The sequence below is a fragment of the Streptomyces sp. NPDC044704 genome, assembly GCF_056433525.1.
Genome location: NZ_JBWKGY010000032.1, coordinates 25028 through 44999, shown reverse-complemented (window position 1 = coordinate 44999; position 19972 = coordinate 25028). Strand labels below are relative to the sequence as shown.

Below are 19972 nucleotides of genomic sequence, written 5' to 3'. Positions count from 1 at the left end.
TCAGGCCGTCGTGACCGGACGGACCGGACGGACCGGGCGGACCGGGAGGGCGGCGAGGGAGCTGTGGGCGACCCGCGCGATGTGGTCGACGAGTTCGCCGACCGACATCGCGAGGATCGCCTCCATGTCCTTCTCCGCGAGGAAGCCCATCAGGTCGACGCGGGATCCGTAGCGCTCGTGCAGCAGCTCGGCGAGGGCGACGAACTCGATGCTCTCCAGCGCCAGGTCCTCGTTGAACGTGGTCTTCATGGTGACCTCGTCGGCCAGGAGGAACTCGTCGCCGACGATCCGGACGAGCATGCCGGTGATCTCGGCGAGGATGTCAGATGCCATGGCTGTTCTCCGTCGGGGTCGGAAGGACTGCGGGGGCGGATTCCGGTGCGGATGAGGGGGCGGAGCGTGGGGCCGCAGCGGCCGGGACGGTCCGGGCGACCAGGTGTCCCGCGTGCGTCGTGGTCCGTACGTGGTGGGTGCGGCCGGCGGGGGACAGGACCCGGAGCCCGTCCGCCGGGTACTCGGTCACCCGCCAGCGCACGAGCCGGCCGCCCAGACCCGTGCCCTCCGCCTTCGCGGCGGCCTCCTTGGCGCACCAGAGGGTGGTGACGGCGGCCGCGAGGCCGGTCCCGTCCCGGGCCGCGAGGCGCTCGGCGAGGCGGTGCTCGTCCGGGGTGAGCGCGACGCGGATCAGCGCGCCGGGGTCCTCGGCGACCGGCTCCACGTCGATGCCCACGGGGGCGTCGGGATGCGCGACCGCGACGGCGATCCGGTCCTTGTGGGCCAGGCTCAGGTGCAGGCCGGCGGCCAGGCCCCCGGGGACCGGCCGGCCCGCACCGTCGGCGGTGACGGTGACCTCCGCCGGGAAGACCGGGCCGGCCCCCCGGTCCCACAACAGCTGTCGCAGGGCGTCCTTCGCGGCGATCCGGCCCAGCAGCCACGGGGCGCGGGCGCGAGGCGAGAGCCGCTCGTACGCCTCGCGCTCGGCGGCGCCGAGGTAGCGGCGCATGACCAGCTCCTGGGACGCGGGATCGTTCCAGCGGCGCACGGCCACGCACCAGCCGCCGGGCTGCGGCTCGCCGATCCCGGACACCTCCGGGGTGAACTTCATCGGCCACACCCGCTCGTCGGCGGCGAAGCGCCGGTACGTCCAGTCCTCCAGCCGGGCCCAGACCGCGCCGTCGGGGGTGCGGAGCTCCACGTCCCCGCGTACGGAGGTCGGTGCCACCTCGCGGACGCGGGCCGTCGCGCCGAGGAGGGTGCCGGGCGCGGGCGGGGGTCCGTACAGACGGATCCGGGCGAGCACGGCGGGGAACACGAGCTTGTCGGAGTCCAGGCGCAGCTGCATCCAGTGGCCGAGGAGCTGCCCGGCGGCGTCGAGCAGCGCACCGGGCGCGGGAAGGGCCCGGAGCACTCCGCGGATGCCGTCGTCGGCGACGGCGGTGACCTCGTGGACCCCGGCGAAGCGGGGGCCGTGGAACATCCAGCGGTCCCGGTAGAGCGCCCCGGCGGAGACCGGCGCCGGGCGTTCGGCGGTGAGCGGGGCCGGATCGGGCGGGGGCGGCGCACCGTGGCCGGACCCGAGGCGGACGACGACGGACGCGCAGTCGCCGATGGTCACCCGGACGCGGCCGTCTCCCTCCGGGCGGGTGGTGAACTCGACGTCCACGGCGGGCGCGACCGGCAGCCAGCGCAGGGCGCGCATGTCGTCGAAGCCGGTGACGAGCTGCCCCGGACGGGTGGCGAGGGCGGCCTCGGCGGCCAGTTCCAGCATGGTCGTCATCGGGACGACGGGGAAGCGGTCGGAGTTCTCCGGCCAGCCCTCGGGCTGGAGGTAGACGCAGTGGTCGCGGACGGAGGGCAGGGCGTCGAGGGAGAGGCGGCGGCTGTACGCGCGCGCCGCGCCGGCCGGTGCCCCGGCCGGGGTGGCCGCCGGCCCCGCTCCGGCGGTGCCGCTGCCGGTGCCGGTACGAGGGGCCGCGGCGGCCGTCGTTCCCGCCCCGGCCAGGGCTTCGGTGACGGCGTGGGCCGCGGCCTCCGCCTCGTCGAGGACGGCGTCCAGAGCGGACAGGAGCACGGGCCGGCGCGGGCCGGCCGGGCCGCGCCGCGGGCCGGCGAGGGGTCCGGCCTCCCGCAGGGGCCGGGCGGCGCCGTTGAGGCGCACCAGCGGGGAGCCGAGGTCGAGCAGCACCGGATGCCCGACGCGCTCCGGCGCGGGCCGGTCGAGGAGCCGATCCCAGCGGGGTTGCAGACCCTCGGTCCACAGCGCCGCGGCCAGGTGGCGCAGGGCGTCCGGGCCCGGACGGCGCGGGCTGGAGGCGGCGACCGCGAGGTGCTCCGTACCGCGCAGGGTGTCCTCCACGAAACCCGTGAGGCTGCCCGGGCCCGCCGACACGAAGGCCCGTACGCCCGCCGCGTGCAGCCGCAGGGTCAGGGAGCGGAAGTCCACCGGCTCCAGCAGGTGCCGGACCACCAGCTCCCGGACCGCGTCCGGATCGGACGGGTACGGGGCGGCCGTGGTGGCCGACCACACGGGCAGCCCGGCCGGCTGGAGCGGCAGCCGCGCGAACGCGGCCCGCACCTGGCCGAGGTACGGCTCCCACATGGGGGTGTGGAAACCGGACCGGAACGGCAGCTCCTGGCCCAGTACGCCCTCGGCCGCGAGCCGGCCGAGCACCGACGCGATCTGCTCCGGCGGCCCGCAGACCACCGACTGGTGCGGGCAGTTGTCGTGGCTGACGGCCACGCCCTCCAGGCCGTGCAGGGCGGCGGCCGCCTGGGGCGCGCCGCAGCCGAGGGCCGCGTACACGAGGTCCGGGACGGCGAGAGATCCGGGCCGCAGCGAGCCGAGGAAGGTGTCGACCGCGTCTTGCGGGTACATGCCGGCGGCCACCATCGCGGCCCACTCGCCGAGGCTGTGCCCCGCCAACAGGTCCGGCCGGACGTCCAGTTCGGCCAGGACCCGGGCGAAGAAGCGGCCCGTGGCGAGGGCGTCGAGGGCGCGCTCGACGAGCTCCGTGCCGCCGGTCAGCGCGGGCGCGGCCACGCCCAGGCGGGCGCCGACCTCCTCCAGGGCGGGTGCGAACTCCGGTTCCAGGCCCGGGAAGAGCAGGGCGAGCCGGCCGCCCGGCTCGGCGGCGTACGGGCCGAGCAACGGCCGGGGCGTGAACCACACGCCGCCCCGGCCGCGCCAGGGGCGGCCCCGCGCGAGCACCTTCGCGGCCAGGGCCAGGCGCTCCGGGGTCGGCCCGGCGACCGCCAGCCGGTACGGTCCGCCGTGCTCGGAGCCGGCGGCCCCCGCCCCGGGTTCCGGGGAGGCCAGGAGCCGGGCCAGGGCTTCGGGGGTCTCCGCAGTGAGGAGGAGTACGGACGCGGGCGTTGCAGACCCGCGGGGGCCGGCCGTGGTGCCCGCGGCCGGCAGCGGGAGGAAGCGGCGTACGGGAGGCCGGGCGGCCGTGCGGGACCGGGGGGCCTCCTCCAGGATGACGTGGGCGTTGATGCCCCCGAACCCGAAGGCGTTCACCGCCGCCCGGCGCGGCTCCCGGCCCGGCTCCCAGGGTTCGGCCGTACGGGCCGGGCGCATCCGGGTCCGGGCCAGGGCCTCGTGCGGATCGTCGAGGTGGAGGGTCGGCGGCAGCACCCCCTCGTGCACGGCGAGCGCCGCCTTGATCAGCCCGGCCATGCCGGAGGCCTGCATGGTGTGCCCGAGCATGGACTTGACGGAGCCCAGCGCGACGGAACCGGCGGCCGTCCCGCCGCCGCTCCGGGGCGGGCCGAACACCCGGGCCAGGGTGGTCAGTTCGGCCTCGTCGCCGACCGGGGTGCCGGTGCCGTGCGCCTCCAGCAGACCGATCGACCCGGGTGCCTTCGGGTCGAGGCCCGCCATCGTCCAGGCCCGCTCCAGCGCCTGGACCTGCCCGTCCACGAGCGGGCTCATCAGGCTCGCCGCGCGGCCGTCACCCGCGACGCCGACCCCGCGGATCACCGCGTACACCCGGTCACCGTCCCGCTGCGCGTCCGCGAGCCGCTTGAGCAGGACCACGCCGGTCCCCTCGGACAGCAGCGTGCCGTCGGCCCGCCGGTCGAAGGGTCGGATGCGCTCGCTGGGGCTGAGCGCGCCCAGCTGGGTGAACACGCTCCAGAGCGTGGCGATGTGGCAGTGGTGGACGGCGCCCGCCACGACCAGGTCGCAGCGGTCGGCGGCCAGCAGCGACACCGCCTGGTCCACGGCCAGCAGCGAGGAGGCGCACGCCGCGTCCAGGGTGTAGGCGGGGCCCCGGAAATCGAGCCGGTTGGCGGTCCGGGCCGCCGTGAAGCTCGGCACCAGACCGATCGACGCCTCCGGCTGCTCCGGGCCCAGGGCGCTCTGGAACGCCTGCCGGATCCCGGCGATCCGGCCGTCGCTCAGCTCCGGCGCCAGCTCGCGCAGCGTCGCGCTCAACTGGTGGGCCGTGCGGACCCGTTGGTCGAGCCGGGCGGTCGCCACGCCCATGAAGCCGCCCCGGCCCAGCACCACGCCGATCCGGGCCCGGTCGGCGGGCAGCCGGTCCTCGCCGCCCGCGTCGGCGATGGCCTCGGCCGTCGCGTGTAGAGCCAGCAGCTGGTCGGGCTCGGCCCCGGCCACGGCGGCGGGCATGATGCCGAAGCGGGTGGGGTCGAAGGCGGCGAGGTCGTCGACGAAGCCGCCCCGCCGGCAGTAGAAGCGGTCACTGCCGGACGGCCCCTCGGGGGCGTAGTACACCTGCGGGTCCCAACGCCCCGGCGGTACCTCGGTGATGGCGTCGACACCGGTGAACAGGTTGTGCCGGTAGGCGGCGAGGTCGCCGGCGCCGGGGAACACGGCGCCCATGCCGACGATCGCGGCATCGGAGGGACGCGGGTCAGCGGCCATGGCGGGCCTCCGGGTCCGTCGCGTCCGTGCCGCCCGGATCCTCCGTGCCGCCCGGATCCTGCGGACCGTCCGCCATGAGGACGACCTGCGGATCCGTGCCGTGGGCCAGTTCCGCCAGGAAGGCCTCCACGCCCGCGTCCGGCGCGATGAGCGCGATGCCCCGTCGCGCGTACGCCCGCTCCAGCTCCGGGGTGACCATGCCGCCCGCCTCCGCGGCCCACGGGCCCCAGTCGACGGCGAGGACCCGGCCGGGGGAGGCCGCGGCCCAGACGTGGGCCAGCGTGTCGAGGGCGTCGTTGGCGGCCGCGTAGTCGACCTGGCCGCGGTTGCCGTACACGCCGGCGACGCTGCCGAAGAGGGCCAGGAACGCCGGGGCGGGCGCCGCCGGCGCGCCCTCGTCGGCGACGGCGGCGGCGAGGTGCCGGGCCCCGTCCACCTTGGTGGCGAAGACCTCGGCGAAGGACGCCGGGTCCTTGTCGCGCAGGAGCGAGTCCCGGAGCAGGCCCGCGCCGTGCACGATCCCGTCGAGCCTGCCGTGGCGGGCCCGTACTCCGGCGACGACCGCGCGGACGGCGGCCTCGTCGGTGACGTCCGCGCAGTGGTAGCGGACCGACGCCGCCGCGCCGCCGAGGGCGCGCAGGGTCTCGCGCACCTCCCGGGCGGCCAGGGTCGCGGAGGCGACCGCCTCGATCTCGGCCGGGGTGCGCAGGCCCCCGGTGATCAGCGCGGCGCGCAGGGCCACCCGGTCGTGCGCCGAGGCGAGGGCGGGATCCTCGGCCCCGGGCGGGGGAGTGCGGCCGATCAGTTCGACGTGGCAGCCCGTGGCGCGGGCCAGGGCCAGGGCGACGCGGGCGGTGATGCCGCGGGCCCCGCCGGTGAGCAGGACCACGCTGCCGGAGTCCAGCGGCAGCCGTACCGGCGCGGTGTCCGGGAGCGGCGCGGGCACGGTGCGCAGGACGGTACGGGTGCCGTTGGTGTACCCGACGGCCACCGGCTCGGCCGGGGCGCACAGTTCCGCGAGCAGGTGGGCGGCGATGCGTTCCGGACGGTCCTTGGGGTCGATGTCCACGGCCCGTACGAGGACTCCGGGGCATTCGAGTGCGGCGCTGCGGGCGAACCCGCGCAGCCCGAGACCCGGCACCGGGTCGGGCGCCGCCGGGCCGTGGCCGAAGGTCCCGCCCCCGGCGGTGACGACCACGAGCCACCGCACCCCGCCGAGCAGCGCCCCGCGCAGCCTCGCGAAGGCCTCGGGCAGGGCGGGGTCCGGGCCGGGACGCAGGGCGCTCAGGTCGACGAGGCCGTCCACGCCCTCGGTGTCCGCCGGAGTTTCGGCCGGGAGCGTGCGCACCCGGGCCCCGTGGGACTCCAGGAGCGCGGCGAGTACGGAGCCCACCCCGAGCCCGTCCTCCACCAGGGCGAAGCTCCGCCCGGCCAGTGCCTCCCCGGGGTCGCCCGCGCGGGGTGGCCCGGCCGGGCCGGTCTCGACGCGGAGCCGGACCGGACGGCGTACGAGGGCCCCGCCGGGCCGCGGCTCCGCGGCGGCGGCCCGGACCGGGTCCTCGACCGCACCCCCACCGGCCGGGGTCGCGGCCGGTGCCGCCGGCTCCCGGGCGGCGATCCAGTCGACGATCCCGCGGATCGTCTTGATCCGGGACAGCTCCTCCACCGCCGACTCCGCGGCGCCGTCGAGCTGCCGGGGCAGGCCGATGCGGTCGGCCAGGGCCCCGACGATCTCCACGCGCTTGATGGAGTCGACCGACAGGTCCGCCTCCAGGTCGAGATCGGGGTCCAGCATGTCGCGCGGATAGCCGGTGCGGGTGTGGACGATCTCCAGGACGGCGTCCATGACCTCGTGCGGCGTGAGCGGACCCCGGGCGGCGGGAACCTCCGCGGGCCGGGCAGGGGCCCGCTCCTCTTCCACCGCCGCCGGCCCCGGCGGCGCAGGCAGCGGCGAGACGGGCAGCGGCGAGGCGGGCGCCTCCGCGCCCAAGTAGCCCAGCAGGACCTCGCGTTGGGCCGCCACCAGCTCCCGCGCCCCGCGCAGGTACTCCAGTACGGTCTCCTCACGGCGGTCCACCGCGGCCGCCGGCCGCGGCAGCGCCACGCGCCGGGCCGGAAGGAGCCCGCCCGCCACGGGCGAGCCGTCCGCGGTGCGCACCAGATGGCCGTCGACCAGCCAGCCGGGCCTGCGGGGCGCCCGCTCGGGCAGCAGCGCGGTCCGCCCCTTGAAGAGGACCTCCGGATCGACGGGCACCCCCGCCGCCGCCAGTTCCACGAGCGCGGTCAGCAGCCGGCGCAGGCCCGGTTCACCGGGTACGTCGACGGCGACGGCCGTGTGCGGCCGGTCGCCCAGGATCCTGGCGACCAGGCCCGTCAGCACCCGGCCGGGCCCGGCCTCGACGAACGTCCTCACCCCGGCCGCGTACATGGCCTCGACCTGGTCCACGAACCGCACGGGCTCGGCCACCTGCCGGGCGAGCACGTCCCGGACCTCCGTCGGATCCGCCGGGTACGGGCGGGCCGTGGCGGTGGACCAGACCGGGACGGCGGGCTCCGCCACCGCCGTCCCGGCCAGCTCGGCGGCGAGGGCGTCCACGGCTCCCGCGACGACCCCGCTGTGGAACGCGCAGGCCACCGGGATGCGTTCGCCGCGCAGCCCGGCGGCGCGCAGTGCGGCCAGGGCGGCCTCGACGCCCGCCGTCGGACCGGAGATCACGCACTGGGACGGCGCGTTGTGGTTCGCGACGACACATCCGGACCGCGCCGCGATCTCCCGGACCTGTTCGGGGGCGGCCGTCACCGCGGCCATCGTCCCGGGATCGGCTCCGGCGGCCTCCAGGATGGCCGAGGCCCGGCGGCCGCTCAGCCGCAGCAGCGCCGCGGTGTCCAGGGAGCCCGCGGCCCACAGCGCGGTCAGTTCCCCGTACGAGTGCCCGGCCGTGCAGTCGGGCCGGACGCCGAGCGAGCCGAGCAGCAGGTGCGCGGCCGCGCCCGCCAGACCCAGCGCGGGCTGGGCGACGCGGGTGTCGGTGACCGCGTCCCGCTGCCGCGAGCGTTCCTCCGGGGTGAAGGCGGTCGGCGGGAACATCGCCGCCACCACCTGCGCCGGCGCCCCGTCCAGCAGGGCGCGCAGCCGGGGGAAGGCGACGTACAGGTCTCCGAGCATGCCCGGCCGCTGGCTGCCCTGCCCGGGGAAGAGGAACGCCACCTGCCCGGGATCCGCCTCCGGCGCCCGTACGCGGACCCCCTCGCCCGGGGTCAGGCCGCGGGCGCGCTCCAGCTTGGCGGCGAGGTCGTCCAGGCCGTCGGCGACGACCGAGACCTGCACGGGACCGGACGCCGACGCGGCGGTCTCGGCGGCCAGGTCGCGCAGCGGCCAGGGCCGTCCCGCGGCGTCGTTCTCCGCCAGCCGGGCCGCCAGCCGGTCCATCGCCCGCCCCGCCGCCCGGTGGTCGGCGCCGCGGAAGCAGAACAGCTCGGCGGGCCAGGCGTCCAGCCCGTGCGGGGGCTCGTCCTCGGAACCCGCCAGCACGGCGTGGTAGTTCGTACCGCCGAAGCCGAAGGCGCTCACACCCGCGATCCGCCGCCGGGCGGGCGCGGCCCACGGCCGGGCCTCGGCGTCGAAGAAGAACGGGCCCTCCTCCGCCCGCCAGTCGGGGTGCGGCCGCTCCAGGTGCAGCGTCGGCGGCCGCACCCCGGCGTGGACCGCCCGGGCCGCCTTGATCAGCCCGGCCAGTCCGGCCGCGCACTTGGTGTGGCCGATCTGGGACTTGACGGAGCCCAGCGCACACCCGGCATTCCCGGAACCACCGAACAGCGCCGTCAGCACGGCGAGTTCCGTTCCGTCGCCGACCACGGTGCCGGTGCCGTGCGCCTCGACCAGGCCCACCTCGGCCGGTGAGACGCCCGCCCGTTCGTAAGCCCGTTCCAGGGCGCGCCGCTGTCCGTCGGGGCGGGGAGCGGTGAGCCCGAGGGAGCGCCCGTCGCTGGACGCGCCGACGGCCTTGACGACCGCGTACACCCGGTCGCCGTCGCGCTGGGCGTCCTCCAGCCGCTTGAGCACCACCGCGGCGACCCCCTCGCCGAGCGCGATCCCGTCCGCGTCCGCGGCGAAGGGGCGGCAGCGGCCGGTGGGGGACAGGGCCCGCACGGAGGCGAACATCAGGTAGTCGTTGATGCCGTTGTGCACGTCGGCACCGCCGCACAGCACCATGTCGCTGTCACCGGAGCGCAGTTGGCGGCAGGCCAGGTCCAGGGCGGCCAGCGACGAGGCGCAGGCCGCGTCGACCGTGCAGTTCGCGCCGCCGAGGTCGAGCCGGTTGGCGATCCGGCCGGCGATCACATTGGCCAGGACGCCCGGGAAGGAGTCCTCCGTGAGCTTCGGCAGCCGGGCGTCCAGTTCCGGTGGCAGTTCCCCCAGGTAGCCGGGGTACAGGGCGCGGAACCCGTAGGCGCCCGCCAGGTCCGTGCCCGCCTCCGCACCGAAGACCACCGAGGTCCGCGAGCGGTCGTACGCGCGGCCGCCCCCGTACCCGGCGTCCGCCAGGGCGCGGCCGGCGATCTCCAGGGCGAGCAGCTGCACCGGTTCGATCCCCGGCAGCGAGGCCGGCGGGATGCCGTGGGCGAGCGCGTCGAAGGGCACCGGCGGCAGGAACCCGCCCCACCGTGAGGGGGTGCGCTCCCCGGCCCGCGCCGGGTCGGGGTCGAAGTAGAGCGCCGGATCCCACCGGTCGTCCGGGACCTCGGTGACCGCGTCCCGCCCGGCGACGACGTTCGCCCAGAAGCCGGCCAGGTCCCCCGCGCCCGGATAGGCGCAGGCCATGCCGACGATCGCGATGTCCAGCGGCTCGGCCGGCCGCGCCGCGGGCGGAGCGGCCGGGGCCAGCTCCCGTGCCCTGCGCTCCAGGAAGGCGCTCGCCCCCTGCGTCACCTGGGTGTGCAGGGCGGCGACCGTGGTGGTGGCCGACCGGGCCGTCGCGGCCTGGCCCAGCATGAAGAGGCCGTCGCGCCGCTGCTCCTCCTCGCCCACCGGCACCGGTCCCGGACTCCCGTGCCGCAGGCCCTTGCTGGCGATGCGCAGCCGCCCGAGGTTGAGCCGCTCCAGCTCCTCCCACACCTCGCGCGGGCTCGTCCCGTCCTGGGAGAGGCGTTGCCGGGCCGCCTCGAAGGTGTCGGCGTACTCGGTCGCCGCGCACCGGGTGGCGTGCCCGGGCGCCGTCCGCAGGAGGACCGTCGCCTCGCAGTCGAGCGCGGCGGCCTGGAAGCCCGGCAGGACGGCCCCGGCGGTGACCGCCTCCGCGGTGAACAGGTAGGCGGTGCCCATCAGCACCCCGATCCGGGCCCCGCGTGCGGCGAGCGGAGCCGCGGCGACGGCGGCCATGGCGGCCGACCGGTCGTCGTGGACGCCGCCGGCGAGGAGGACGTCCAGCGCCGGGACGTCGTCGTGGGCCAGCAGCCGGTCGATCTGCTCCTCCCACAGCGTGAAGGAGGCGCGGGGGCCGATGTGGCCGCCGCATTCCAGACCCTCGAAGACGAACCTCCGGGCACCTTCGGCGAGGTAGCGCTCCAGCAGCCCGGGGGAGGGGACGTGCAGGTACGTCCGGGTGCCCGCCGCCTCCAGGGGGGCCGCCTGGGCGGGCTGCCCGCCCGCGATGATCGCGTACGGGGGACGGACCGCGGCCACGGCGGCCAGCTGCTCGGCCCGCAGCTCGGGCGGCGCGAACCCGAGCAGGCCCACGCCCCAGGGCCGCGAGCCCAGGAGCCGGGCGGTCTCGGCGAGCAGGAGGCGGACCTCGTCGCCGGGCATGACGGCCAGCGCCAGGTACGGGACCCCGCCCGCGTCGGCGACGGCCCCGGCGAACGCGGCCTGATCACTGACCCGGGTCATCGGGCCCTGGGCCACGGGCAGGTGCGGGGCGGAGTCCCGCGGCCGCAGCGGCGCGCTCTCCACGGCCGCGTCCAGATGGGAGGCGACCGCCTCGCGCACGGCCTGCACCACGCCGCCCGTGGTGCGGTGACGGGCCGCGAGACGGGCGGCGAAGGCGCCGTCCTGGCCGAGGGGCAGGGCGTGGGTGTGCAGGGAGCGGGCGCCGAGCCGGTGGGCGAGCTCCGCGGGGTCCGGCGGTGCGAGGTCGGGGCGCGTGTAGATCCGGTGGCCCGCGACGACCAGGGTCTCGCTGCCGTCCATCGCGCGGACGGCGGAGGTGATCTCCCCGGGGAGCGCGGTCTCGCCCTCGGTGGTGAGGGCGAGCTGGGAGTCGAGCACGACCCCGGCGGCGCCGCCCGCGACGGCCGCCGCGGCCGTGTGCGGGCCGATCCCGCCCTGCGCGAGGACGGGTACCGTCACGTCCGGGTCGGCCAGCAGCCGCTGGAGCAGGACGAACGTCGTCAGCTCGCCGACCCGCCCGCCCGCCTCGTGCCCCTTCGCGACGACCGCGTCCGCCCCGGCCGCCACGGCGGCGGCCGCCTCCTGCGGGCTGGTCACCTCGGCCCAGACCCGCCGGGCCCCGCCGGCCGCCCAGGCCGCGGGGCGCGGCTGCTGGGCGGGATCGGCCAGGAGCACGGTGTCCACCTCGGCCGGCAGCTCGTCCGGCCACACCGGGCAGCCGGCCGGCACGCGTACGCCGTAGGGCTGCCGCAGCGCCCCCGTCGCCTCGGCCAGGGCGCGGCGGGCCAGGCAGGCGTCTCTGCCGAGGTCGAGCAGACCGAGGGCGCCGGCGCGCTCGGCGGCCACCACGATCCTGGGATTGGGCTCCTCGAAGGGGCTGAGCGCGACGACGAGGTCGCGGACGGCGGAACGGGCCGGATGGGGGGTCACAGGCGCTCCTGACGTGCCGAACGGGCAGGGCGGGCGGGCAGGGCGGGACAGGTGGTACCGGACGGGCGGGGCGAGCGGGCGGGGCGAGAGCGGTCGATGCGGAAAGCGGACGGGGCGGAAAGCGGACGGGGCGGAGAAAGGGCGGGGCTGAAAACGGGCGGTGCCCGTGCGCCGGTCCGGACCGGCGCGCCGGGGGACGGCAGCGCGAGCGGGCGGAACGGACGGGGCGCACGGTGCTGACGGCGGACGGTCGGCGACGGGCGGTGCGGCGAGGGTCCAGGCAGGTCAGGGGGGTGGCGGGGGGTTCGCTCAGGCCGCACCGACGGAACACCCGCCAGAGGTGACCCGCCGGTAACGCCGTGCCGCGTTGCATCGTGCGGTGACCGCCGTGGAGTGTCAACGGCCCCGCAGGTACGGTCCATTGGCTTCCGGCCGCGCGGAGATCGCTGCGGAATCCGCAGCCCCGGACGGCTCCCGGCGCCCCGGCCTGCACGGTTGTACGGACCGGAGCCATGCCTTCCGGGCGGCGGTCGCGACCGGTCCGCGCCACCGGGCATGCCGTGCCGGTATGACTCGCGTGAGACCTGGTATGCGGGGTTCCACAGTCGGCCCGTTGTTCACTCGGCTGCCCCTTACAAGGTGTCGATCTGGGAGTTACCGTCCGGTCATGACCCCCACGCTCGCGCAGCTCCGCTATCTCGTGGCCGTCGCGGACTGCCGCTCCATCACCGGCGCGGCGGCCTCGGTGTTCGTCGCGCAGTCCGCCCTCTCCCGGGCCGTTCAGGCCATGGAGCGCGATCTCGGAGTGGAGCTGCTCGCCCGCCGCGGGCGCGGCGTGGACCTCACGCCCGAAGGCACCCGCGTGGTCCGGCTCGCCCGTACCGTCCTCGACGCGGTGGAGGCGATCGAGGACGTCGGCGCACCGCACGCGCAGAACGCCCGGGCCACCCTGCACGTCGTGGCGACGCCGACCCTGGCGCTCGATCTGGCCGTCGACCTCGTGCCCGCCTTCACGGAGCGCAGTCCGGGGGTCGACGTACGCCTGCACCAGCACGACAGCCGGGAAGTCCTCGTGCAGGAACTCGTCGACGGAACGGCCGAGTTGGGGCTGGTGGACCTGCCCGTGGACAAGGAGCTGTCGGCGCACCACATCCAGGAGCGTGAGGTCGTCCTGATTTCGCCGCTCGGATCCAGACTCCCCGACCCGCTGCCCTTCCGGATGCTCGACGGTCTCGACATGGTGCTGCCGGCACCGGGCACGGGCCGCCGTACGGAGCTGGAGGCGATGTTCAGCAGCCTGGGCGTACGGCCCGTGCCCACGCTGGAGGTCAACGAACGGCTGGCCTGGGTGACCGGCGTGATCGACGGCCGCGGCTCGCTCATCTGGTACCGCGACGTCGTCTTACGGGCTTTCGGCCGCCGCGCGGAGGTCCGCTCCTTCACTCCGCCGCTGCTGCGGCCCGTGGGGATCGTGCACGCCCGGCGCCCCCTGAGCCGCGCCGCGCGGGCCTTCCTCGCCCACGCCCGGCACAACTCCCCGGTCCGCGAGCCGAGTCGCTGACGGGCCCGCCGGAAGGCGGGCCCCATGCCGGCCCGGCATCGCTCCATGCCCAACGCGGGAGTGCCTGCCGCTTGGGAACCGCGGCCGCCGCCCCCACATTGTGCGCATGTCCCCACTCCTCGCATCTCCCCGCGCCGCGGCGGCCGTTGCCGCGGCGGGCCTCGTCCTGCTGTCACCGGTGCCGCAGGCCGCGTACGCCTCGGCACCGGCCGCCGCCCCGGAACGCAAGTGCACCCTGCCCGCGGGCCTGACCGAGATCAGCGGGCTCGCCATGAGCACGCGCCACCCCGGCGTCTTCTACGCCGTCAACGACAGCGGCAACACCAACCAGGTGTTCGCCGTCGACTGCAACGGACCCACCGGACAGCTGCGGGCCACCCTCACCGTCGCCGGCGCCACCAACACGGACTGGGAAGCCCTGGCCCTCGGCAAGGACCAGGCCGGCCGCCCGGTGATCCTCGTGGGCGACATCGGCGACAACTTCAGCGGCCGCGCCGAGCTCACCGTCCACGCCCTCCCCGAACCCGACACCCTCGCCAACGCCACCGTCACCCCCACCACGTACCGCTTCGCCTACTCCGACGGCCGCCACGACGCCGAGTCGCTCCTCGCCGACCCGGTGACCGGGCAGCTGTACGTCGCCAGCAAGCTCATCGGCGCCACCGGCCGGCTCTACAAGGCGCCGCTGCCCCCGCAGCCCGGGCAGCTCAACACCCTCACCCCGGTCCGGTCCGGCCCCGTCTTCACCACCGACGGCGCCTTCTCGCCCACCGGAAAGTCCTACGCCCTCCGCAGCGGCGGACCCCTCGGGGCGAACACCGCCACCGTGTACGACGCGGCGACCGGAACCAAACTCGCCGATGTGGCCCTGCCCGCCCAGCCCCAGGGCGAGATCGTGACGTACGCCGACTGCGCCACGCTCCTGGTGGGCTCCGAGAACGACAACCAGATCTGGCGCGTGCCGCTGCCCGCCGAGGCCGCACCCGGCTGTGACGGCACCACCCCGCCGCCCACCGGTGACCTCAAGCTAGCCAACCCCGGCCCGCAGACCTGCAAGTTCAACCAGAGCTGCACGATCCAGCTCACCGCGACCGGCGGGAAGCCCCCGCTGCGCTACGCCGCGAGCGGACTGCCCTGGGGCCTCGTCCTCGACACCGCGACCGGACGCATCAGCGGCAAACCGTGGGCGTCGGGCACCGTCCAGCTCACCGCCACCGCCACCGACTCGACGGGAGCCTCCGCCACCACCGCCTTCCCGCTCACCCTCAGCTGGTTCTAGTGCCGTGACCGCACGGGGGCGGGGCGGCATCAGGAATCCGTCAGGGTTGCGCGGTTCCGTGTGAGGAGAACGTCAACGACCGCGCCCCGCCGCCCGGCAAGGCCTTCCATGGGAGTCCGTGGCCGAAGGACCGTGGCCGGAAACGAGAGAAAGAGAAAGAGGGGCGGGGCGCATGCCGAGAGTCGTGGTCGGGGTGACCGGAACCCCGGGGAGTCTCACCGCGCTGCACCGGGCCGCCGCGGAAGCGCGGGTACGGGGCGCGGAACTGCGCGTGGTGCTGGCCTGGCAGGCGCCGGGAGGCGGCCTCGGCAGCCGGGGCGGCTCCGGGGTTCCGGCGCCGGCGGATTGCCGTGCGGCGGCCGTCGAGCGGTTGCGGGAGGTGCTCGACGGGGCCTTCGGCGCGGCGCCGCCCGGCGTCACCCTCACCGGCTACACGGTGAGGGGCACCCCGGGTGCCGTCCTCGTGGACGTCGCCCGCGACGCGGAGGACCTCCTCGTGATCGGTACGGGACCACGCGTCCCGCTGCGCCGGCTGGTCCGTCCTTCCGTCGCCCGGTACTGCCTCGCGCACGCCGCCTGCCCGGTCCTCGTCGTGCCGCCGTCTCCCCTCGAGGCCGAGCTGGACGCCGTGCACCGCCGCAACTTCTGGCGGCTGCCGCTGGACGTGCGGGAGCTGACCTCCTGAACCGGCGCCGTACCCCCTCTGCCGGACGGCGTTCCGGCCGTCCGGCAGAGGGGAGTGACGTGCTTCCCGCCGGTCAGCGCAGCGGAGTGAAGTCGCGCGAGGCGATGAACGACGGGCGCCGCACCGGCGCGGCGAAGGGCTCCGCGGGCAGGTTCTCCACGCTGTTGAACACCAGGAAGACGTTGCTGCGCGGGTAGGGGGTGATGTTGTCCCCCGAACCGTGCAGCGCGTTGCAGTCGAACCAGGTCGCCGATCCGGCGTCACCGGTGAACTGCCGGATGCCACAGGCGGACGCGAACCTGCTCAGCGCCTCGCGGGAGGGGGTGCCGGCGTCCTGCATCTGCAGCGACCTCTTGTAGTTGTCCTTCGGCGTCTCTCCCGCGCAGCCCAGGAACGTCCGGTGGGAACCCGGCATGATCATGAGGCTGCCGTTGGTCGCGTGGTTCGGCGTGAGGGCGATGGACACCGAGACCGTCCGCATCCGGGGCAGTCCGTCCTCGGCGTGCCAGGTCTCGAAGTCGGAGTGCCAGTAGAAGCCGCTCGCGCCGAAGCCGGGCTTGGCGTTGATGCGGGACTGGTGGACGTACACGTCGCAACCGAGGATCTGCCGGGCCCGGTCGGCGATCCGGGGATCGGCCGCGAGCCGTGCGAACGCCTCGCTGATGCGGTGGACCTCGAAGACCGAGCGGACCTCCCCGGACCCGGGCTCCACGACGGCGCGCTCGTCGGCCCGGACGGACGGGTCCGCCACCAGCCGGTCCATCTCGGCCCGGTACAGCTCGACCTCCTCCGGGCGGATCAGCTGCTCGTCGGTGAGGAACCCGTCGCGCTCGAAGCCCTCCAGCTCGCGCGCCCAGAGCGGTCCCGGGGTGCCGGGTTCGGACCACACGACGGGGTCCTTGCGTCCGACGAGGGTCTCCTCGGAGCCCCGGGTGGGATACAGGTCGGCGAGGGTGCGTTCGGTGACAGTGGTCATGGCGGTGCTTTCCTCTCCTCTCGGATTCATACGGTGCGCGCGGTGCGGTGCGGCGCGGTGCGCGGTCGGGTCAGACCGGGTCCGGCTCGGTGAGCAGCGGGTACACGCCGTTCTCGTCGTGGTCCTCGCGGCCGGTGACCGGCGGGTTGAAGACGCACACGCAGCGGAACTCACGGACCACGCGCAGGGTGTGGCGTTCGTGGCCGTCGAGGACGTAGACGGTGCCGGGCGTGATGGTGTGCTTCAGGCCCGTCTCCTCGTCGGTGAGTTCGGCCTCGCCCTCGACGCACACCACCGCCTCGACGTGGTTCGCGTACCACATGGAGGTTTCGGTGCCGGCGTACAGGACGGTCTCGTGGAGGGAGAAGCCGACGCGTTCCTTCGCCAGGACGATGCGCTTGCTCTCCCAGGTGCCGGAGGCCGCCTTGACGTGGCGGTCGGTGCCCTCGATGTCCTGGAAGGATCGGACGATCACGGTGGAAGTCCCTTTCGTCGTCGGGGTGGTGCGGGATGCGGCCGTCAGGCGGTCTCGCGTACGGACCGGGCGAGGATGTCGAGGCCCTCTTCGAGCTCGTCGGCGGACACGGTGAGCGGCGGGAGCAGCTTGACCACCTCGCTCTCGGGACCGGAGGTCTCGATGAGGAGTCCGTGCTCGAAGGCCCGGTTGCAGACCTCGGCGGCGCGTTCCTTGCGGGTGAACTCCAGCCCCCACACCATGCCGCGGCCCCGGTACGAGGCGCCGTCGCGCTCGTGGTCGGCGCAGAGGTCGACGAGGGCCCGTTCGATGCGGGCGCCCTGGACGCGGGTGCGTTCGCGCAGGACGCCGTCGCGCCAGTAGGTCTCCAGGGCGGCGGTCGCCGTGACGAAGGCCGGGTTGTTGCCGCGGAAAGTGCCGTTGTGCTCGCCGGGCTCCCAGATGTCGAGCTCGGGCTTGAACAGGCACAGCGCCATGGGGAGTCCGTAGCCGCTGATGGACTTGGAGACGGTGACGATGTCGGGCGTGATGCCGGCCTCCTCGAAGGAGAAGAAGTCACCGGTGCGGCCGCAGCCCATCTGCACGTCGTCGACGATCAGCAGCATGTCCCGGCGGCGGCACAGGTCGGCGAGGGCGCGCAGCCATTCGGCGCGGGCCACGTTGACCCCGCCCTCGCCCTGCACGGTCTCCACGATCACCGCGGCGGGGTTGTTGAGGCCGGAGCCCTGGTCCTCCAGGAGCCGCTCGAACCAGAGGAAGTCCGGAGTGCGGCCACCGAGGTAGTTGTCGAAGGGCATCGGCGTGCTGTGGACCAGCGGAACGCCGGCACCCGCGCGCTTGAAGGCGTTGCCGGTCACGGCGAGCGAGCCCAGGGACATGCCGTGGAAGGCGTTCGTGAAGGAGACGACCGCTTCGCGCCCCTTGGCCTTGCGGGCGAGCTTCAGCGCCGCCTCGACGGCGTTGGTGCCCGTGGGGCCGGGGAACATCACCTTGTACGGCAGTGCGCGGGGGGCGAGGACGGTGGAGTGGAAGGTCTCCAGGAAGGCCCGCTTGGCGGTCGTCGACATGTCCAGGGCGTGCGTGATGCCGTCGCGCTGGATGTAGTCGACCAACGCCTGTTTGAGCACGGGGTTGTTGTGCCCGTAGTTCAGCGAGCCGGCCCCGGCGAAGAAGTCCAGGTAGGTGCGTCCGTCCTCGTCGTGGAGGCGGCTGCCCTCCGCGCGGTCGAAGACGACGGGCCAGGCGCGGCAGTAGCTGCGCACCTCCGACTCGACGGTGTCGAAGACGGTCGGGCTCGGTGCGGTGGTGGTCAAGGTGATCCTCTCCTGAGGTGCTCTGGGGCGGTCGGTGCTGTTCTGTGGCGGACGCGGTCGGTGGGCGGTCAGGGGGACAGGGGTGCGATCCGGTGGAGGACCTCCGCCTCGTGTGCCCCCGCGTTGCCGGGGAAGTCCTCCTCGGCGAAGAGGACCTTCCGGGTGACGCGGGCGCCGTGGCGTTCGGCGTAGGACGCGAACAGCCGCTCCGACGCGGTGTTTCCGGGGCTGATGGTCGTCTCCAGGCCGTCGATGCGGTGCTCGGCGGCGACCCGTGCCGTGAGGTGGTCGAGGAGCTGCCCGGCGACCCCCTGGCCGCGGGCGGCCGCGTCGACGGCGATCTGCCAGATCAGCAGCGTGGCCGGGGCGTCGGGGCGCAGGTACCCGGTGACGAAGCCGACCGGCCGGCCGGCGGCGTCCCGGGCGACCGCGGAGGTCCCGGCGAAGTCGCGGCACCACAGCAGGTAGCTGTAGGGGGAGTTGACGTCGAGGGTCTTCGTGTCACGGGCGATGCGCCAGAGGGCGGGGCCGTCGGACACGGTGGGCCGGTCGGCCCGGATGCCGGGCCGGGTCGTCGGGGCGGGGGTTCGGGAACGGGTGGCCGGAGCTGCGGGTGCAGTGGTCATGCGGGCCGAAGCTACCGACCGTCGGCCGAAATCACATGCCGCGACGGGGTTCCGCCCGCGGATCATCCGTGTTATCCGGCGGCACGGTCCGACCGGTCGAAGCCCCGGTCGACCGGGGCGGAAAGGGTGGGTTTATCCGGATAATTCACCCCACCCCCCGCGAAAGTAACGAGACGATAACGACTTCGACCTGTCCCATATGCGTGATGTGAGAGCCGTGACATTCGCCGCCGGCCCCGTTTCGGCACGACGGAACGGGAAAGACGCGCTGCTCCCGGAACGCGGGACGCGGGGGACGGGTCAGCCCTCGGGGGGCCGCCCCTTCCAATGGGCGGCCAGGTGCTTGCCCCAGCTGCTGTTCGCCTGCTCGAACTCCTCCTCGCAGCGGTACGCACGGTGCTTCGGCAGCCATTCGTCCGACACCACCCAGGCGTACTTGACCTGGTCGGAGCCGTACAGCATGCACAGCTGGTTGTAGTAGCGCTGGGCGCTCAACGCGTGCTCGTCCGAGTAGTCGGGGGTGCCGGCGGCTTCCCTGCGGGCCTCCAGCTTCTTCGCCCACAGGGTGCTGCGCGTGGTGTCCCCGCTCGGGTCGACCGCGAGGAGCAGCAACACGGCCAGCTCGTCGGCCGCGTCCTCCTCGTTGCCGGTGAACGGCAGGTCGTAGACGTGGATGACGGCGTGGCCGAGTTCGTGGAAGTAGGTGCCCAGCATCGCCCCGGCCACGTCGGCCAGGACCGGGTCGTGGCTGGCGCCCGGGTCAGCGGCGTCCACTTCCGCGTTGGCCTCCGTGAACATCCGCTCCCGCTGCGCGGCGTACTCGTAGCAGAGGTTGATGTACGGGTGCTCGTAGAAGGCGTTTGCCTGTCCGCACTGCACCGCCCGGACGACGATGTCCGTCGGGAGGGTGAGGCGGGCGTTGGACAGGGCCACGTACTTCTCCAGGTACTCGCCGCCTTCCATGATCTCCCGGCCGCGCGCCGCCGCGCCCCCGTCCCGGCGCGTGATCGGCGCGTACTCGCCGCGGAACGCGCCCTCGGCGCTCGCCGACGGCTCCGGGGTGACGGCGCGGACCGAGGCCGCGGCCGGCGGCGCCACCGCGCACAGGCTCCAGGCCGCGGCCGCCGTCACGGCGGCGAGGGACGTGCTCCAACGGTTCACGGCAGACCTCCGATCGGCCCGGTCCCCGCACCAGCATCCCGCGGGAAGGCCGTACGGGCGATTCCGCCGGGCCGTTCGAGTGGGCTGCGGGCTCCTCGACTTGCGGGCCGGCCGGACGTGTGGGCGTCCGGCGCGGACCGTGGAGCGCCCGGTCCCGCCGGGGGAAACCCGGTTGCGGCCGGGCGGCGCGGTCG

Annotated in this window: 11 protein-coding genes; 3 read left to right on the top strand and 8 right to left on the bottom strand. The window is 75.3% G+C overall.

Annotated features, from left to right (window positions below):
• The 3 genes from AC07B0_RS38420 to AC07B0_RS38410 are packed head-to-tail and all read right to left on the bottom strand — an operon-like array spanning position 1 to position 11702.
• Entirely contained in the window at positions 1-333 is a 333-nt protein-coding gene (locus AC07B0_RS38420; RefSeq protein ID WP_478900329.1) for an acyl carrier protein, read from the bottom strand.
• A complete protein-coding gene (locus tag AC07B0_RS38415) occupies positions 323-4885 on the bottom strand; it encodes a beta-ketoacyl synthase N-terminal-like domain-containing protein (RefSeq protein ID WP_478900328.1) in 4563 nt (1520 codons plus the stop codon). The genes AC07B0_RS38420 and AC07B0_RS38415 overlap by 11 nt, the downstream gene beginning before the upstream one ends.
• Complete coding sequence (locus tag AC07B0_RS38410; protein ID WP_478900326.1) at positions 4875-11702, bottom strand: SDR family NAD(P)-dependent oxidoreductase; 6828 nt, start codon at positions 11700-11702, stop codon at positions 4875-4877. The genes AC07B0_RS38415 and AC07B0_RS38410 overlap by 11 nt, the downstream gene beginning before the upstream one ends.
• A 667-nt stretch (positions 11703-12369) precedes the next feature.
• On the opposite strand from AC07B0_RS38410, the gene AC07B0_RS38405 reads away from it, so the two are divergent.
• From AC07B0_RS38405 to AC07B0_RS38395, 3 genes are all read left to right on the top strand, one after another.
• Positions 12370-13263, top strand: coding sequence for a LysR family transcriptional regulator (locus AC07B0_RS38405; RefSeq protein ID WP_356881465.1), 894 nt, complete (start codon positions 12370-12372; stop codon positions 13261-13263).
• A 106-nt stretch (positions 13264-13369) separates the two neighbouring features.
• The gene (locus tag AC07B0_RS38400; protein WP_478900324.1) at positions 13370-14542 is read left to right on the top strand and encodes a putative Ig domain-containing protein; all 1173 of its coding nucleotides are present in this window, start codon (positions 13370-13372) and stop codon (positions 14540-14542) included.
• A gap of 172 nt (positions 14543-14714) precedes the next feature.
• Complete coding sequence (locus AC07B0_RS38395; protein ID WP_478866991.1) at positions 14715-15227, top strand: universal stress protein; 513 nt, start codon at positions 14715-14717, stop codon at positions 15225-15227.
• 73 nt (positions 15228-15300) lie between these two features.
• Here AC07B0_RS38395 and thpD read toward each other — a convergent pair whose 3' ends face one another.
• The 5 genes from thpD to AC07B0_RS38370 form a co-directional block, all read right to left on the bottom strand.
• Positions 15301-16203, bottom strand: a complete 903-nt coding sequence (thpD, locus tag AC07B0_RS38390) for an ectoine hydroxylase (RefSeq protein ID WP_478900323.1) — start codon at positions 16201-16203, stop codon at positions 15301-15303.
• A gap of 70 nt (positions 16204-16273) precedes the next feature.
• Positions 16274-16678 carry an ectoine synthase gene (locus AC07B0_RS38385; protein ID WP_356881473.1) on the bottom strand — a complete coding sequence of 135 codons (405 nt, stop codon included), beginning with the start codon at positions 16676-16678 and terminating at the stop codon, positions 16274-16276.
• Between the two features lie 44 nt (positions 16679-16722).
• Positions 16723-17991: a diaminobutyrate--2-oxoglutarate transaminase gene (ectB, locus tag AC07B0_RS38380; RefSeq protein ID WP_356881475.1), complete on the bottom strand. Its 1269-nt coding sequence runs from the start codon at positions 17989-17991 to the stop codon at positions 16723-16725.
• A 68-nt stretch (positions 17992-18059) separates the two neighbouring features.
• Positions 18060-18617 carry a diaminobutyrate acetyltransferase gene (gene ectA / locus AC07B0_RS38375; protein WP_467291595.1) on the bottom strand — a complete coding sequence of 186 codons (558 nt, stop codon included), beginning with the start codon at positions 18615-18617 and terminating at the stop codon, positions 18060-18062.
• Positions 18618-18917: 300 nt separating this feature from the next.
• Positions 18918-19778: a DUF4344 domain-containing metallopeptidase gene (locus AC07B0_RS38370; RefSeq protein ID WP_469384128.1), complete on the bottom strand. Its 861-nt coding sequence runs from the start codon at positions 19776-19778 to the stop codon at positions 18918-18920.
• Between the last annotated feature and the right edge of the window lie 194 nt (positions 19779-19972).